This window comes from Burkholderia sp. MSMB2157WGS (genome assembly GCF_001532755.1).
Classification (GTDB): Bacteria; Pseudomonadota; Gammaproteobacteria; order Burkholderiales; family Burkholderiaceae; genus Burkholderia.
Window position 1 is genome coordinate 522,586 of the sequence record NZ_LPJG01000011.1, and the last position, 15,228, is coordinate 537,813.

Sequence of the window (15,228 nt, forward strand, 5' to 3'; positions counted from 1 at the left end):
GTACATGCCGCGTACCGCCGGAGCATGCGGCCGCGATGGGACCTATACCGTCGGAGCCGGCTGCCCATTACGCATTTCAGCAATATGAAAATGCATTGATAAATCGCAAATTTGCTGATTTTCTTTTATCGCGAGATTTTCTTTCTTATCGATTACGCAGGTCATTTCAGATTGCGCGGATTTCGATAATCCGGACGGCAAAATGAAAAACTGTGAACGGCACGCATTGCTACCGATGCATGCCGGTGGCCGAAACCGCATCTGCGCGCCGCGGGTTCAACCGAAGCGTGCGGGCCGGTACGGACGGGGATCGATATAGGTCGGCGCACCCGTCATCATTTCGGCGAGCAGACGGCCGGTCGCGGGCCCAAGCGTGAGCCCGTGATGGCAGTGGCCGAACGCGAACCACAAATGGCGGTGGCGCGGCGCGGGCCCGATCACCGGACGCATGTCGGGCGTGCACGGCCGCATCCCGAGCCACGGCTCCGGATCGAGCCGCTCGCCGATGCCGAACGCGTCGCGCGCCAGCGGTTCGGCGCGTGCGAGTTGCACGCCGGTCGGCGGCGCGTCGCGCGGCGCGATCTCGACGCCGGTCGTGAGCCGCAGGCGGCCGCCCTCCATCGGCGCGACGACGAAGCCCTCCTCGGTATCGCACACGGGCACGTTCAGCAGCGTGCGGGTCGGCAGGTAATGCATGTGATAGCCGCGCTTCGCGCGCAGCGGAATCCGGTAGCCGAGCGGCGCGAACACCCGATCGGACCACGGCCCGAGCGCGACCACGGCCGAGCGCGCCGATATCGGCCCGTGCTCGGACCCGACCTGCCAGCCGTCATCCACCTGCGCGAGCGTCGTCGCGTCGCCGCGCACGAACGTGCCGCCGTCGCGCTCGAACAACCGCGCATAGGCCTTGGTCAGCCCGCCCGGGCTCGACACCGTCTTCGGGTCCTGCCAGTGGAAGGCGCCGCAGAAGGCGCCGCCGATACCGGGCTCGCGCGCACGCAGCGCAGGCGCGTCGAGCACGGTCATCCGCAGCCCGTGCGCGTCGGCCACGCGCTGCTGGGCGCGCGCTTCCGCATCGAACAGCGCGGGCGAACGAAACGCCTCGATCCATCCGCCGTCGTGCACGAGCGGCTGTGCGTCGGTGCGCGCGAGCAGCGCCTCGTGCTCGACGACGCTCGCCGCGACGAGCGGCAGCAGGTCGCGCGCGGCGGCCGCGAGCCGCGGCGGCGACGATTCGCGCCAGAAGCGCGCGAGCCAGCCGGCGTACTCGGGCAGCGCCTTGTAGTCCCAATAGAGATCGACCGAACGGTTGCGCGCGTAGCGCAGCAGCGTGCCGAGCCGGCGCGGAAACGCATACGGCACGACCGACGAGCGCTCGATCAGCCCCGCATTGCCGTGGCTGGTTTCCTCGCCGGGCGCGCGCCGGTCGACGAGCGCGACGCGCAGCCCGCGATCCTGCAGATGCAACGCCGACGACACGCCGACGATGCCGGCCCCCAGAACGATGACGTCGAAATCCATGGTTCCCCGCACTGCGTCGAGATGGGAGGCGCCGTGCGCCGGCCCCGCGGCCGGCGCACGGCGGCGCTTACTTCGCGATGATGTCGCGCTTGAAGTACTTCCGCGACAGCGCGCTCAGCGTGCCGTCCTGCTTCAGCGCGTCGAGCGCGCCGACGATCTTCGCCTGCAGCGCCTTGTCGTTCTTGCGCATCCCGAAGCCGGTGCCTTCGCCGAGCGTCGCCGGATCCTTCAGCGGCTCGCCGACGATCTGGTAGTCGCGGCCGGCCGGCTTGTCGAGGAACCCGTCCTGCGCGGTCTGCGCTTCCTGCACGGCCGCGTCGAGGCGCCCCGCGACGAGATCGGCGTAGATCTGGTCCTGATCCGCGTACGACACGACGGCCACGCCCGCGTCGGCCCAGTGCGCCTTCAGGAAATCCTCCTGCGACGAGCCTTGCAGCACGCCGACGTGCTTGCCGCGCAGGCTCGCGGCGTCGGGCTTCAGCGGCGAGCCGTGCTTCGCCACCATCACGATCGGCACCACGTAGATCGCCGGCGTGAAGTCGATGCTCTGCTTGCGCTTCGCGGTGATGTTCATCGCAGAGTTGATCGCGTCGAACTTGCGCGCCTGCAGCGCCGGGATCAGCCCGTCGAACGCATTCTCGACCCACACGCATTGCATGTTCAGCTTCGCGCACACCGCGTTGCCGATGTCGACGTCGAACCCCTGCAACCGACCGGCCGGCGTCTTGCTCTCGAACGGCGGATAGGCGGCTTCGATCCCGAAGCGCAGCGTGGTCTGTTCCGCATGGGCCGCGACGGCCGCGCACGCGAGCGCCGCAGCGGCGCAAAGGGAAAGTTTCCAGTTCATGACGGTCCTTCTGTTCCGGATTGAGGCTGAAGATCGGTCGCACGACGCCCTCGACCGGGCGCCAGGGCAGCATCCGACGCACGCAGCCGCGTGGCGGCGTGTCGGATCCTGCACGCGAAATATAGACTTAAAGTCTACTATAGACTATAGGGGATACGAGAATGCCGCGTCGTTTCTCGACGTCGGAATTTCGTCGCCTGCTTCCGGATGCCTTTGATTCCATGGCTTTTTCCATGAACCCGGCAACGACACGACGTCTCGAAAAGAAAAATCCTCCCGACTTTGTTTGTCTATATTAGACTTTTAGTCCATCACGAACCCGCCGGACGCCGTCTTTCGAGACTTTCTGTCCAGCCCGAACCGGAGATGTCCGATGACGCAAACCGTCCCCACCCCACCGCTGATCGTCGACGAAGCCGCAGTGCGCGCGGCGCTGCCGTCGCTCGACGTGCTCGGCACGCTGCGCCGCATGTTCGCTTCGCTCGCCGCGGCGCGCGCGGTGCAGCCGCCGCAGACGCTCACGCTGTTTCCCGACCGGGCCGGCGACTTCATCACGTATCTCGGCGCGCTCGCCGATGCGCAGGTATTCGGCGCGAAGCTGTCGCCGTACATCGTGGCGGGCGGCCAACCCGACGGGCGACCCGACGGGCGACCCGACGGGAAGCCCGACGGGAGACCGATCGTCACCGCATGGACCGCGCTGATGTCGATGCAAACCGGCCAGCCGCTGATGTGGTGCGACGCGGGGCTCTTGACCGTCGAACGCACGGCCGGCACGACGGCGCTCGCGGTCGACTGCCTCGCTCCGCGCGACGCCCGTCGTCTCGCGATCGTCGGCGCGGGCGCGATCGGCGTCGCGCACCTCAGGCACACGGCGGCGCTGCGCGACTGGGACACGATCCGCGTGTACTCGCCCGCGCTCGCCGGCGACGCCGCACAGCAAGCGGCCCTCGCCGCGCTCGACCCGCGCGCCCGCGCGGCGGCGAGCGTCGACGCGTGCGTGCGCGATGCGGACGTGGTGATGCTGTGCACGTCGTCGGGCACGCCCGTACTCGGCGACGGGATGCTCACGCGCCCCGCGCTCGTCACGTCGATCAGCACGAACGTCGCGCGCGCGCACGAAATCCCGCCCGCGTGGCTGCCGGACATGGACGTCTACTGCGACTACCGGCACACGACACCCGCGAGCGCCGGCGAGATGCAGATCGCGGCGGCCGAGCACGGCTGGGATGCCGGCCGGATCGTCGGCGACCTGCCCGCGCTCGTCGCCGGCACCTGCGCGGCGCCGTCGCGCACGCGTCACGCGTTGTTCCGCTCGATCGGCCTCGGGCTCGAAGACATCGCGATCGCGCATGCGCTGTACACGCATCTGACGCACGCATGAACGGCACGCGCACGCGGGGCCGATACAATGGCGCAACCGCCGCGGCGGCCGCGCGCGGGCGCACGGGCATGCCGGCCGACGGTGCGCCGGCTCGCCGGCCCGACACGCTGCCCGGCTTCCGCCCACCCGAGATCGCGACACCGATGCGCAAGAAGAAATCTCCCGTCAAAGACCTGCTGCTCACCCGCTATGCGCCGATCGCCGACGGTATCGCCGCACTGTTCTTCCCGTACGCGGAAGTCGTGATCCACGACCTGCACGACCAGACCGTGCTGTATCTCGCGAACAACCTGTCCAAGCGCGAGGTCGGCGACGATTCCGCGCTCGAGGAAATCGATCATTCGGCGCGCGAGCGCGTGATCGGCCCGTACGAGAAGCTGAACTGGGACGGCCGGCGGATGCGCTGCGTCAGCAACGTGCTGTTCGACGACGAAGGCCGGCCGGCCGGGATGATGTGCATCAACTTCAACATCGCGGTGTTCGACGAAGTGCGCGCGACACTCGACCTGTTCATCAAGGGCGCGGGCGTCGTCGCGCAGCCCGACGAGCTGTTCCGCGACGACTGGCAGGAGCGCATCAACACGTTCCTGCACGGCTGGCTGCGCGAGCGGCAGGTCGGGCTGAACGGGCTCACGCGCGAGCACCGGCGCGAGCTCGTCGAGGCGCTGTACGCGGAAGGCGCGTTCCGCGGCAAGAGCGCGGCGAACTACGTCGCGAACGTGCTCGGGATGGGGCGCGCGACGGTCTACAAGCATCTCAAGCACCTGAAGGAAACGCAGGGCGACGCGTGAGCGCGACGCGGCGGGCGCCATCGCGGTAGCCCGGTCGTCGGTACCGGCCGGCAGTTCCACGCCCCTGCTTCGCGACATGCGGGCGCGCTCCCTTTCGCACCGTGCCACGCGGTTGCGCGAGCGACGAAGCGTCGAAACATAAAGTGATATAGTCTCGGTTACATTTTTTGCCGCCCGGACCGCCCATGACGACCGCTCCCGCCCCAACTGCCCGCCCGACCCTGACCGTCGAAATCTGGTCCGACCTGATCTGCCCGTGGTGCTGGATCGGCAAGCGCCGCTTCGACGAGGCGCTGGCCGCGTTCGCGCACGCCGACCGCGTCGACGTCGCGCTGCGCGCGTACCGGCTGATGCCCGGCCAACCCGTCGAGCCGGTCGAGGCGATGCTGGCCGGCAAATACCGGATGGCGCCTGCGCAGGTCGACCAGATGCTGCGCCAGGTGACCGATGCGGCCGCGAGCGTGGGGCTGCGCTACGACCTGCCCGGCACGCTCGTCGGCGACACGCTCGACGGCCACCGGCTCGTGAAGCTCGCGCAAGCGTCGGGCCGCGCGCAAGCGCTGACCGAGCGGCTCTACCGCGCCTATTTCTGCGAGCACGGCTCGCTGTTCGATCATGCCGAGCTGACCGAGCTTGCGGTCGAAGCCGGGCTCGAGCGCTCGGCCGTCGAAGCCGTGCTGCGCAGCGACGCGTATCGCGACGAAGTCGAAGCCGACATCGCGCGCGCCGCACGAATCGGCGGGCGCGGCGTGCCGCTGTTCGTGTTCGGCGACCGCTATGCGGTGTCGGGCGCGCAGCCGGCCGACGCGTTCGCGCAGGCGCTCGACCAGGCGTGGCGCGACGGCATCGTCGAGCCCGGCGGCGACGACGCGCCCGCCTGCGGCCCCGACGGCTGCGAACTGCCGGTTCGGCCGTAACGCTCATCCCGCTCCACGCGCGCCGCAGCCGCGCCGCCACTACGCGACGCTCCTGCCACAAACCGGCAGGAAGCGCGCGCCGCCGGCATCTACAATGCATCCTTTCAAATAACTATCGGAAGGCTGCAAGCCCATGACCCACGGGATTCACGGCGAGAAGCGCTGGTACGCGCTGATCGTGCTCTGCCTCGGCGTGCTGATGATCGTGCTCGACAGCACGATCGTGAACGTTGCGCTGCCGTCGATCAGCACCGATCTCCACTTCACCGAAACGGCCCTCGTGTGGGTCGTCAATGCATACCTGCTGACGTTCGGCGGCTGCCTGCTGCTCGGCGGCCGGCTCGGCGACCTGTACGGCCAGCGGCGCATGTTCCTCGCGGGCCTCGTCGTGTTCACGCTCGCGTCGCTCGCGTGCGGCCTCGCGCAATCGCAGGGGATGCTGATCGCCGCACGCGCGGCGCAGGGGTTCGGCGGCGCGGTCGTGTCGGCCGTCTCGCTGTCGCTGATCATGAACCTCTTCACGGAACCCGGCGAACGCGCACGCGCGATGGGCGTCTACGGTTTCGTGTGCGCGGGCGGCGGCAGCATCGGCGTCCTGCTCGGCGGGCTGCTGACAAGCTCGCTGTCGTGGCACTGGATCTTTCTCGTCAATCTGCCAATCGGCGTCGCCGTCTACGCGATGTGCGTCGCGCTGCTGCCGCGCACGCGTGCGCCGGCGGGCACCGCACGGCTCGACGTCGCCGGCGCGATCACCGTGACCGCGTCGCTGATGCTGGCCGTCTACGGCATCGTCGGCGGCAACGAGGCCGGCTGGCTGTCGACGCAGACCGTCGCGCTGATCGGCGCGGCCGTCGTCCTGCTCGTGCTGTTCATCGCGATCGAGTCGCGCGCCGCGCATCCGTTGATGCCGCTCACGCTGTTCGCCGCCCGCAACGTCGCGCTCGCGAACGCGATCGCCGTGCTGTGGGCGGCCGCGATGTTCGCGTGGTTCTTCCTGTCCGCGCTGTACATGCAGCGGGTGCTCGGCTACGGGCCGCTGCAGGTCGGCCTCGCGTTCCTGCCCGCGAACCTGATCATGGCCGCATTCTCGCTCGGGCTGTCGGCGCGCATCGTGATGCGCTTCGGGATCCGCGGCCCGATCGCCGTCGGCCTGCTGATCGCGGCATGCGGCCTCGCGCTGTTCGCGCGCGCGCCGGTCGACGGCGCTTTCGTGTGGCACGTGCTGCCCGGCATGACGCTGCTCGGCATCGGCGCGGGCGTCGCGTTCAATCCGGTGCTGCTCGCCGCGATGAACGACGTCGACCCGGCCGATTCCGGGCTCGCGTCGGGCATCGTCAACACCGCGTTCATGATGGGCGGCGCGCTCGGGCTCGCGGTCCTCGCCAGCCTCGCCGGCGCCCGCACCGACGCGCTCGCGGCGGCGCAAGCCGCGCCGCTCGACGCGCTGAACGCCGGCTACCGCGCGGCATTCGCGTTCGGCGCGGCGTTTGCGGCCGTGGCCGCGCTGATCGGTTTCGCGCTGCGGATTCGGCCGCCACGCGTGGTCGAAGGCGCCGGCCCCGCGATGCACTGACCGTCGGCAGCCGAGCGGGAACCGGCGTCGAATCGGGGCGCGCAGTGTCGCGCCCTTTTTTGCGCATGCCGGATGCGCGGCGTACGCACCCGGTTCGTCTTACCGTTCAGGCCGCCGATCCTCGGCCCGCCCCTGCTCAAACGCCCGTTTGACGCCCCGCCGGCGGCCGCCGCGTGAGCTCCCCCGCCGATTTTTAACGCAGTCGTACGTTGACGCGTCACTTTTGCGACAATGGCGGACTTTGATGCGCGCGCCGCGGCCGCGCGCCGCCGCCGAACGCCGCATAACCGCCTGCTTCCGATGTCGCTTCCCCATATCGATCTGCTGTACTCCCTGTCCGGCCTGTTCGTCGGCATCCTCGTCGGCCTGACGGGCGTCGGCGGCGGTTCGTTGATGACGCCGATTCTCGTGCTGCTGTTCGGCGTCCACCCCGCGACGGCGGTCGGCACCGACCTGCTGTACGCGGCCGCGACCAAGGCCACCGGCACGCTCGTCCACGGCCTGAAAGGCTCGATCGACTGGCGTATCACGGGCCGGCTCGCGGCGGGCAGCGTGCCGGCCGCGGCGCTCACGCTGTGGTGGCTGCACACGCACGGGATGAACACGCCGGGCACCGCGCGGATGATCCAGCTCGTGCTCGGCGTCGCGCTGCTGCTCACGTCGGTCGCGCTGATCTTCCGGCCGCAGCTCACGGCCTTCGCCGCACGCAACCCGCTCGCGCCGAGCCCCGCGCGCACGCTGTGGTCGACCGTGCTGACGGGCGCCGCGCTGGGCGTGCTCGTGTCGATGACGTCGGTCGGCGCCGGCGCGATCGGCGTGACCGTGCTCCTGTTGCTGTATCCGCTGCTCGCGACGACCCGCATCGTCGGCTCCGACATCGCGCATGCGGTGCCGCTCACGCTGGTCGCGGGCATGGGCCACTGGCTGCTCGGCTCGGTCGACTGGTCGATGCTGCTGTCGCTGCTGCTCGGTTCGCTGCCCGGCATCGTGATCGGCAGCCTGCTGTCGGCGCGCGCGCCCGAGCGGCTGCTGCGCAACCTGCTCGCGTCGACGCTCGTCGCGGTCGGCGTGCGGCTCGTGCTCGCGTAAGCGGCGGGGCCGCCCTTTCCTCCGCGGTTACGCCCCTTCCCGTCCGGCGCACGACGCGCCGGCCCAGCGCGCGCCGTACAAGAAAAACAGCCCGACCGGCCTGCGCCGATCGGGCTGTCGTCCATCCGGGGCGGCGCGGGCCGCCCGCGCCGCTTACTGCCCCTGCTGCTGCAGTTTCTGCTGCTTCATCTGCTGCGTGCGCGCCTGCAGCTTCAGCACGCGCTGCAGCGCGGTGCGGTTCGCGAGGATGCCGTCGTAGAAGTTGGCGAGATCGCCCTTCAACGCGGTCCGCGACGCGTCGTTCAGGTAGATCATGTGGCCCGACGGGTAGTTCTTGATCGTCAGGTTCTGCGCCTTGAGCGTCGGATCGAGCGGCATCTGCGCGAGCGTCAGCTCCGTCTGGTGGAACGGCGTGACGGCGTCGAAATAGCCGTTCGCCGACAGCACCTTCAGGTCCGGGTTCACGCTCATCGTCGATGCGAGGTCGCCGGCCGTGTACAGCGTATTGCCGCCGCCCTTGTTCGCGCCGGTCGGGTCCGTATGGCTGAAGTCCCAGTTGTTGAAGACCTGGTCGTTCAGGTCCACGAACGACGACGTCGACGTGTACTTGAGGTCGGTGTTGATGTAGCTGTTCCACAGCACCGTGTATGCACCGCCGACGTTCGTGATCGACGGATCGTTGCTGCCCGAGTTCGGCAGGATGTACGGCGCGATGCCCTTGCCCGTGAAGTTCGCGCGACCGTCGTACTGGCCGATCTGCGTGCCCGGCACGAGCGTCAGGAAGAACGTGTACGGCGGGTTGTCGTCCGACGACGGCACGTTGCCGAGCGCGGCCGGGTTGCCGAAGGTCTGGATCAGCGACGTCGGGTCCGTGCCGATGTACGAACCCATCTGCTGCGCGGTCTGCAGGTTCAGGTTCAGCCGCACGTTCACGAAGCCGCCGTCCTGCGGGTTCGGCTTCTGCGCGAGCGGCGCGAGCGTGTTGTCCGCGTAGTTGCGGGCCTGGACCATGTACGCGTCGAGGTCGGTCGGCGTCGGGTTGAGCGTCGTCTTCTTCCAGTAGAACGCGTCGGCCGCGAGCGTCGGGAACGTGCCGACCGCGGACAGCGCGTTCGCGTAGTCGAGGATCGACGACTGCAGCGTGATCCCGTTCAGGTCGATGCCGTCCTCGTGCAGCACCCACGACACGACCGCGCTGCGCGCGGTGCCGTACGACTCGCCGTACAGGAACTTCGGCGAATTCCAGCGCGAGTACTTGGTCAGGTAGCGCTGGATGAAGCGGTCGATCGAGCGCGCATCCTGGTCGGTGCCCCAGAAGTCCTTGTTCTTCGCCGGCGCGATCGCCGTCGAGTAACCGGTGCCGACCGGGTTGATGAACACGAGGTCGGTGCGGTCGAGCAGGCTGTCCGGGTTGTCGAGCAGCTTGTACGGGGCCGGCGGCGTGAAGTTCGGGAACGACGACTGCAGGCGCTTCGGCCCGTACGAGCCGAGCAGCAGGTAGACCGACGACGAACCGGGGCCGCCGTTGTAGAAGAACGTGACCGGGCGCGGCTTCGACGGGTCCGGATTGTCCTGTGTGTACGCGACGTAGAACATCTTCGCGTTCGGCGCCGACGTGATCGGATCGATCGTCGTCAGGTGGCCCGTGGTGGCCGTGTACTTGATCGTCTTGCCGCCGATCGTCACCTGGCGGTGCACGACTGCCGCGCCTTCGGTCGAATCCGTGACCGCGTCGTTCGGCCCGGTGCCGTACACGTCGGTGTCGACGTACGGCTGGTCGGCCGCGGCGGCGGCCGTTGCGTCGGTATTGACCGACGTGCTGCCGCTGGACGTCGCGGCCGCGGTGGCGGCCGCCGCGCTCGGGCTCGGCCCGTCGTCGCCGCCGCACCCCGTGACGAGCAGCGCCGCGGCCGCTGCCGCGGCGAGCGGTACGCTCAGGGTCGTTCCAAATAGCGCGAAACCGTCTTTCAAGGACTTGCGTGTCGTCATTATTGCCTCTCGAACAGAACGATAAATACCGCCGGCCGCAAAGGATCGTTTGCGCCGGCGCTCCGCACCGGGAATGCATTCGTTATGCGACGCACCCCGAGTTTTTTACCGGATCGGCGAATACCGATCGGCACGATTTACCCCACCCATGTTTTTTTGCAACCGCACAATGGAATCAATTCCATTGCAAACGACCATTCAACGGTTCGCAGCAATGCGAATTCATTTCGCGAATTCGCATGCGCACGAAATCGACGACAAGGCGACACCCTGCGAAGCCCGCCAGACAAGGCGCCTTCACTTCGAAAAGATGAACGATTCCGGTCGGCACGACACCGATTAATCGCGAAACGGCGATCAATCGCGGCTCGGGCCGACTGAATAAAATCGAAAGGATCGATTAACTAAAAGGAAAGGAATATTCTCGTATCTGGAATTTATTAAATTAAGTGAAAATACCGGCGCATAATAGGTTCCGGATTTATGGCCGTAAAGTAATAATTTGTTACGGCGCTCGCCATTCGGATAAAAGGCAGTACGGGACCGATTCCAGGCGATGCAAAGAAAAAAGCCGGACGGCTGTCCGGCTTCGTCGGAGGCGGCGCAACGGCCGCCGTCAGAGCGGCACGTCGATCGTGCCGACGCCGGCGGAAATCGCGTTCGCGCCCGGCGCGGCCGAGATCGGCGGCAGGTTCGTGCTCGTCAGCGCGGGCGCGGCGCCCGGCGTGCCGCCGCGCGGCACCGTGCGGATCACCTGCGACGGCGGCAGCGGCGCGCCGTTCCTTAGGTGCTTCCACATCAGGTTCAGCGCCTGCACGTTGTAGTAGTGAACCGGCACGAAGCGCGTGTCGAAGCCCGGAACCGACAGGAATGCGTCGAAGTGCTGGCCGTTCGTCACTTCGTAGAACACCAGTTGGCTGCGCCCGGCTTCGCTGATGCCGTTCTGCGCGACGTACGCGCGCGACGCGTGGTTCACGGGCACGAGCGCGTCGCTGCGGCCCTGCACGATGATCGCCGGCTTGCCGTGCAGGTTCGCGTTCACGCGCACCGCGTCGACGTTCGCGGGCATGCCGAGCATCCCGTTCGTCCACAACTGGCGCAGGCACAGCGCGCCCGCGAAGCTCGCGTCCGGCGTCGCGAGCCGGTGGTCGACGCCCGCGCCGTTGTTGAACACGAGATTGATGCCGGCCGTCGGCGGCACGCCGTTGCCGGCGCCGAACACGGCCGGCATCGGCGACGCGGCGGGCGCCGCGACCGCGCCGGTCGCCGGGTTCGTCGTCGCGAAGCTGAAGTTGCACAGGTTGTCGGTCACGCGCGAGCGCGTGTACGCGTTCGCATAGGTGACCGCGATCGCCGGAATCGCCTGCGAATCCCACATCGGCGCCTGCAGCAGGTCGGAATCGGCCAGATAGCCGGCCGCATGGAGCTGCGCGAGCGCGTCGGCCGCCTGGCTCTGCGTGTCGGCGCCCGCCACCAGCCCGGCCGCGGCGAGCGTCGCGCAGCGCTGCGTGCGGATCGACTGCGTGGTCGCGGCCGGCAGCGCGCTCAGGTACGGCGCGGCGGCGAGCGACGCCGACGCGGCCGCGCACGGTTCCAGCAGGTTCGCGAGCGTCGCGTAATCGGCCAGCGGCCGGCCGAACGACGGCACCGGCTGGCCGCCCGCGCGCACGACCGCATTCGGCGCCATCCGTACGTTGATCTGCGGCTCGCCGACCACGACTGCGGTAATCCAGCCGCGGTCGTCCTGCTCGGCCGCCGCGAGCGACGCGCCGCCGCCGTTGCTGACCGACGCGGCGATCGTCGTGATGTCGCCCGCGCGATAGCGCACGCCGTGACGCGCGCCGTCGACCAGCGGTCCGAACTGCTCGTTGAGCGCCCAGTACGCGAACTCGACCGACTGCAGCGTCACGCGCCCCCAGTCCTGCTCGGGATTCTGCTGCGAATGCGCGTGCTTGAACGCATAGCGGTTCGGGAAGCGGCTGCTGAACGCGGCGAGATCGCCGCTCGTCACGTTCGCGGTGAACAGGCTCGCGTTGCCGGCCAGCACCGCGTTGGCGAGCGTGCCGTCGATCAGCGTGACGGTGTCGGAGCCGAGCTCGTGCGCGCCGTTGCCGCCGCCCTTGTCGTTGTAGGCCACCGCGCAGCCGCGCTTGAGCGCCCACTCGCCGGCCGCGGAAATCGCGCCGTACACGCCGCGCGAGCCGGACGACGTCGCGGTGACGATGCAGGGCTGCGCGGGATCGAAGCGTGCCGGCACCTGCACGAGCAGCGTCACGTTCTTCGCACCGCTGCCGTCGTCGGCGTACGCGAGATATTCGGTGCCGGCGATCTTGCCTTCGCCGAGCGTATCGTTGCCGTCGAGGTCGACGTTCGGCCCCCAGAAGCGCCCGTAGCCGCCGTTCGCGCTCATGTCGACGAGCGCGCGGTAGTTCGACCAGATCGCGAGGCGACGCAATTCGGCGCTCGTCGGCCGCGACGGGTTCGCGAAGCCGGGCGCACTCGCCGCGGCGAGGCCCGTCTTGCCGAGGCCGGCCGTCAGCAGGTCGTCGCTCGCGCCGTCGTAGGCCGTCGTGCGCACGCTGCCGGACACGAAGCCGGGCAACCGGTTGCGCTCGGCCGATTCGTCGCCGTTGCAGGCGCCGAGCATCGCGACCGCGGCCAGCACCGCTCCCCACACCACCCGCCTGCCCCACCCGAGCTTCGTCATCGCCGCCCCCTCGATATCGTTATCGGTCCGCCGCCGCGCCGCGCGCGGCGCTCGGTCTCTGAAACGCAAACGGGCCCCGGCATGCCGGGGCCCGCCTGGAAACGGGCGCACGCGGCGCTCGCGCGCCGCCGCCCGGCGTTACTGCTGCTGAACGGTCAGCTTGTTCGTGACCGACGTCACGCCCTTCACGCTCTTGGCTGCCTCTTCCGCCTTGTCGATCTGTGCCTGGTCGGGCACCGTGCCCTCCAGCGAGATCGCGCCACCCTTCGAGCGCACGACGATGTTCGCCACGTCGATGCCGCCCGCCTTCGTAATGGCCTTGCGCACCGCGTAGCCGAGCTTGCGGTTCGCCTTCTTCGCGGTTTTCGCGGCGGCCTTCGGCGCGCTCGCCGCGGCCGACGGCGCTTCCGTTGCCGCTGCGTCGCTCGACTGCGCATACACGCTGCCCGACAGACAGGCCGCCACGGCGGCGACACCCAACGCTCTCAACACGATCGACTTCATGCTATCTCCTTATCACTCCGGAACGGCCGTGCACAGTACGGCCGAATACCCCCAAAAACAGCCGGCCCGCGCGCGAACGGGCGGGACAGCCGGTGTTTTCCACGGCGATACGAGAGAGGCGTCACGGGCCGGCGGCCGGCGCACGCGAAAGCGGGCCGGCCGGGCCGGACAGCCGCCGGCCGGACGCGCCCGGTCTCATGACGTGCCGGGTCGCGCGCGATTCGGGCGCGGCTGCGTCGCACAATGTAATCCAGCGCCCGCGGAAGCGCAAAGCTTTTGACGCGACGGCGCGCCGCTGCCGCCGCGCCGCCGTGCCACCCCGCCGCGACTCGCGCATGGGCGGCGAAACCGGGTACCATCGCCGCGAGCATCCGTGTCGTCCGGTGACGACCGTCACCGATGCGTCACGCCAGCGTCACTCGCCGATTCCATGAAGCCTGCCCGCCCTCGCCCGCCGCGCCGTATCCTCGCCCGCTTCGTCGCCGTCTCGTGGCGCGACCTCGCGCTGTCGATCGGCCCGACCGTGCTGCTCGCCGGCGCGGCCGTCTGGCTCGCGGTCAAGCTGATCCAGCCGGCGCCGCCGTCCACGCTCGTGATTTCGTCCGGGCCGCCCGGCAGCACCTACTGGAACGCCGCCCAGAAATACAAGGCGATCCTCGCGAAAAACGGCGTCACGCTCGACGTTCAATCGTCCGAAGGTTCCGCGCAGAACCTCGCGCGGCTGTCGAACCCGGACGCGCCGGTCGACGTCGGCTTCGTGCAGAGCGGCATCGGCCCGAAGGAGCGCGACGAGCATCTCGTGTCGCTCGGCAGCATCGGCTACGTGCCGCTCGCGATCATGTACCGCGGCCCGGTCGTCGGGCGCCTGTCCGACTTCAAGGGCAAACGGCTCGCGCTCGGCGCGGAAGGCAGCGGCGCGCGCGAACTGAGCCTCGCGCTGCTGAAGATGAACGGCATCGTGCCGGGCGGCCCGACCGAGCTCCTGCCGACGGCCGGCGAGGACGCCGCGACCGCGCTGCTCGACGGCAAGATCGACGCCGCGTTCCTGTCGGGCGACTCGACGCAGATCCCGGTGATGGCGAAGCTGTTCCGCGCGCCGGGCGTGCACGTGTACTCGTTCACGCAGGCCGACGCGTATGCGCGGCGCTTTCCGTACCTGACCGCGATCACGCTGCCGATGGGCGTCTACGATCTCGGCCGCAACCTGCCGCCCGCCGACATCCACACGGTCGCGCCGACGATCGAACTCGTCGCGCGCGACTCGCTGCACCCCGCGCTGTCCGACCTGCTGATCGAGGCGGCGCGCGAAGTGCACGGCCACGCGACGATCCTGCAGCACGCGGGCGAATTCCCGTCGTCCGTCACGCGCGGCTTCCCGCTGTCCGACGATGCCGCCCGCTACTACAAGTCAGGCAAGACCTTCCTGTACCGGCGGCTGCCGTTCTGGGTCGCGAGCCTCGTCGACCGGCTGCTGGTCGTCGTCGTGCCGCTGATCGTCGTGCTGATCCCCGGGCTGCGGCTCGTGCCGTCGCTGTACGGCTGGCGCGTGCGCTCGCGCATCTACCGCTGGTACGGCGCGCTGATCGCGCTCGAGCGCAGCGCGCTCGGCGAACATACGGCCGAGGAGCGCGTCAAGCTGCTCGACGAGCTGGACGACATCGAGGAAGCCGTGAACCGGATGAAGATGCCGCTCGCGTACGCGGGACAGTTCTACGTGCTGCGCGAGCACATCGGTTTCGTGCGCGAACGGCTCACCGCGCACGACCAGGATGCGCCGGCGGCCCCGCCCGGCGCCGGCCATCCGCCGGCACGCACGGAAACCGACCCGCCGCCGGCCGGCGACGCCCCCCGGGCGACTCCCGGTTCCGCGTAAGCGAACGATCCGCGATCATTGCTGCATGCGCGC

11 protein-coding genes are annotated in these 15,228 nt (G+C 69.1%); 6 read left to right on the forward strand and 5 right to left on the reverse strand.

Features of this window, described 5'->3' with window-relative positions; translation table 11 throughout:
* Window positions 1–276 precede the first annotated feature (276 nt).
* Together WT53_RS07130 and WT53_RS07135 are read right to left on the reverse strand one after the other, a co-directional pair.
* Window positions 277–1,521, reverse strand: coding sequence for an FAD-binding oxidoreductase (locus tag WT53_RS07130; RefSeq protein ID WP_034206560.1), 1,245 nt, complete (start codon window positions 1,519–1,521; stop codon window positions 277–279).
* Between the two features lie 67 nt (window positions 1,522–1,588).
* Entirely contained in the window at window positions 1,589–2,368 is a 780-nt protein-coding gene (locus WT53_RS07135; RefSeq protein ID WP_034206559.1) for an ABC transporter substrate-binding protein, read from the reverse strand.
* 373 nt (window positions 2,369–2,741) lie between these two features.
* Between WT53_RS07135 and WT53_RS07140 the strand changes: the two genes are divergently transcribed.
* The 5 genes from WT53_RS07140 (at window position 2,742) to WT53_RS07160 (ending at window position 8,122) form a co-directional block, all read left to right on the forward strand.
* Window positions 2,742–3,752: an ornithine cyclodeaminase family protein gene (locus WT53_RS07140; protein ID WP_034206558.1), complete on the forward strand. Its 1,011-nt coding sequence runs from the start codon at window positions 2,742–2,744 to the stop codon at window positions 3,750–3,752.
* Window positions 3,749–4,543: a transcriptional regulator gene (locus WT53_RS07145; protein ID WP_034206557.1), complete on the forward strand. Its 795-nt coding sequence runs from the start codon at window positions 3,749–3,751 to the stop codon at window positions 4,541–4,543. Before WT53_RS07140 ends, WT53_RS07145 begins: the two co-directional genes overlap by 4 nt.
* Window positions 4,544–4,728: 185 nt before the next feature.
* The gene (locus WT53_RS07150; RefSeq protein ID WP_034206556.1) at window positions 4,729–5,460 is read left to right on the forward strand and encodes a DsbA family oxidoreductase; all 732 of its coding nucleotides are present in this window, start codon (window positions 4,729–4,731) and stop codon (window positions 5,458–5,460) included.
* Window positions 5,461–5,593: 133 nt separating this feature from the next.
* A complete protein-coding gene (locus tag WT53_RS07155; protein WP_034206555.1) occupies window positions 5,594–7,033 on the forward strand; it encodes a DHA2 family efflux MFS transporter permease subunit in 1,440 nt (479 codons plus the stop codon).
* Between the two features lie 300 nt (window positions 7,034–7,333).
* Window positions 7,334–8,122 carry a sulfite exporter TauE/SafE family protein gene (locus WT53_RS07160; protein ID WP_034207843.1) on the forward strand — a complete coding sequence of 263 codons (789 nt, stop codon included), beginning with the start codon at window positions 7,334–7,336 and terminating at the stop codon, window positions 8,120–8,122.
* Window positions 8,123–8,275: 153 nt separating this feature from the next.
* Here WT53_RS07160 and WT53_RS07165 read toward each other — a convergent pair whose 3' ends face one another.
* From WT53_RS07165 to WT53_RS07175, 3 genes are all read right to left on the reverse strand, one after another.
* Window positions 8,276–10,111, reverse strand: coding sequence for a S10 family peptidase (locus WT53_RS07165; protein WP_059779405.1), 1,836 nt, complete (start codon window positions 10,109–10,111; stop codon window positions 8,276–8,278).
* A gap of 616 nt (window positions 10,112–10,727) precedes the next feature.
* Entirely contained in the window at window positions 10,728–12,818 is a 2,091-nt protein-coding gene (locus tag WT53_RS07170) for a D-(-)-3-hydroxybutyrate oligomer hydrolase (RefSeq protein WP_060259017.1), read from the reverse strand.
* A gap of 138 nt (window positions 12,819–12,956) precedes the next feature.
* On the reverse strand, window positions 12,957–13,322 hold the full coding sequence (locus WT53_RS07175; protein WP_034206553.1) for a BON domain-containing protein: 366 nt from the start codon (window positions 13,320–13,322) through the stop codon (window positions 12,957–12,959).
* Between the two features lie 430 nt (window positions 13,323–13,752).
* Here WT53_RS07175 and WT53_RS07180 point away from each other — a divergent pair, with 430 nt between their 5' ends.
* Entirely contained in the window at window positions 13,753–15,195 is a 1,443-nt protein-coding gene (locus WT53_RS07180) for a TAXI family TRAP transporter solute-binding subunit (protein WP_034206552.1), read from the forward strand.
* Window positions 15,196–15,228: the final 33 nt, after the last annotated feature.

Excerpts from the sequence above, each read along its gene's own strand:
- WT53_RS07175 (WP_034206553.1), bottom strand. The coding sequence starts at position 13,322 with ATGAAGTCGATCGTGTTGAGAGCGTTGGGTGTCGCCGCCGTGGCGGCC.
- WT53_RS07145 (WP_034206557.1), top strand. The coding sequence starts at position 3,749 with ATGAACGGCACGCGCACGCGGGGCCGATACAATGGCGCAACCGCCGCG.
- WT53_RS07170 (WP_060259017.1), bottom strand. The coding sequence starts at position 12,818 with ATGACGAAGCTCGGGTGGGGCAGGCGGGTGGTGTGGGGAGCGGTGCTG.
- WT53_RS07155 (WP_034206555.1), top strand. The coding sequence starts at position 5,594 with ATGACCCACGGGATTCACGGCGAGAAGCGCTGGTACGCGCTGATCGTG.
- WT53_RS07180 (WP_034206552.1), top strand. The coding sequence starts at position 13,753 with ATGAAGCCTGCCCGCCCTCGCCCGCCGCGCCGTATCCTCGCCCGCTTC.
- WT53_RS07140 (WP_034206558.1), top strand. The coding sequence starts at position 2,742 with ATGACGCAAACCGTCCCCACCCCACCGCTGATCGTCGACGAAGCCGCA.
- WT53_RS07130 (WP_034206560.1), bottom strand. The coding sequence starts at position 1,521 with ATGGATTTCGACGTCATCGTTCTGGGGGCCGGCATCGTCGGCGTGTCG.
- WT53_RS07150 (WP_034206556.1), top strand. The coding sequence starts at position 4,729 with ATGACGACCGCTCCCGCCCCAACTGCCCGCCCGACCCTGACCGTCGAA.
- WT53_RS07135 (WP_034206559.1), bottom strand. The coding sequence starts at position 2,368 with ATGAACTGGAAACTTTCCCTTTGCGCCGCTGCGGCGCTCGCGTGCGCG.
- WT53_RS07165 (WP_059779405.1), bottom strand. The coding sequence starts at position 10,111 with ATGACGACACGCAAGTCCTTGAAAGACGGTTTCGCGCTATTTGGAACG.
- WT53_RS07160 (WP_034207843.1), top strand. The coding sequence starts at position 7,334 with ATGTCGCTTCCCCATATCGATCTGCTGTACTCCCTGTCCGGCCTGTTC.